1 protein-coding gene is annotated in these 1,096 nt (G+C 69.9%); it reads right to left on the bottom strand.

What is annotated here, in order from left to right:
• Positions 1-886: CHAP domain-containing protein (locus tag NOD94_RS41135; RefSeq protein WP_281211355.1), on the bottom strand; the 886-nt coding region annotated here is incomplete at its 3' end.
• Positions 887-1,096: the final 210 nt, after the last annotated feature.

Genomic DNA, 1,096 nt, shown 5'->3' with positions numbered 1-1,096 from the left:
GCTCCGCACCCACCGAAGCCGCCGCCACCTGCGTCACGTTCGCCAACTGACCCGCCGCCGCGTGAACATCACCGAAGCCTCCCCACGAACCGTCGGCGAAGCGGATGGTGTGGTGGAGCTTGCCGTCGTTGCTGACGGCGAGCAGGTGGGTGTCGCCGTCGATGCCGGCCTCGGCGGTGGTCCGCACGCCCGAGGGGATCTCGCCGGCCTCGTTGTCGACGTTCCCGAAGTTCGACCAGGTCCCGTTCGGGTTGCGGACGCCGTGGTACAGCGACCCGCCCGACTCCACCGCGACCTGCGCCCGCCACTGGCCGGACGGCGCGGGCGGCGTCACCACCGGCGGCGGGGTTCCGGGAACGCCCACCGGCGAGACGAAGGCGAGGGCCTTGCCCGCGCCCGGGTTGTTGTAGGTCCGCCAGTTGAACCAGTTCTTGTACGAGACCTTGCCGCTCTCGTTGCCACCCACGGTCTGGATCTGCGAGCCGTCGGAGGAGACTCCGACGACCAGGCTGACGTGGTTCGCCTCACCGGAGACCGAACCGTCGTCGTCCCACAGGACCGCGTCGCCTATCCGGGGTCCGCTGGTGTGCAGCGTGCCGTTCTTCTGACCGTAGCTGTGGAAGGACGCGGCGGCTGCGTTGAGGCCGCTGGTGTTCGCGCCTGCCTGCTTCCAGACCCAGCGGGAGAACTCCGCGCACCAGGCGGACGGGTACACGCATCCGTAGTACGGCGTGCAGTTGTTGCCGACCTGGTTGCGTGCGATGTCCGCGACGGTGGGGGCGTTGGCCGCCGCCGACTGGGCTGAGGCCATCCCCAACATCGGGGCGAGCACGACGGCGGCGAGGAGGACGGAGCGGCTACGGGCGGACTGCTTGGCCTTGAACATGAGGGAGGGGTCCTTTACGGAAGAAGTCTGGGTGGGGAGGGGGAACGGCCCGTGCCGGGTCAGTTGTAGGTGCCGGTGATCGAGACGCCGGTGCGGGTGCCCGTGACACCGGTCAGGTCGACGGAGCCGACACCGGTCCAGTTGCCGCTGACCTGGCGGACCGTGTGCAGGACCCGACCGTCGGCGGCCACGAACGCCACCTGGAGCTCG

Origin of the sequence: Streptomyces sp. Isolate_45, assembly GCF_024721315.2 — a bacterium.
Lineage (GTDB): Bacteria > Actinomycetota > Actinomycetes > Streptomycetales > Streptomycetaceae > Streptomyces.
Note: the sequence above shows the minus strand (reverse complement) of the source record. Positions and strands in the feature narration are given on the sequence as shown.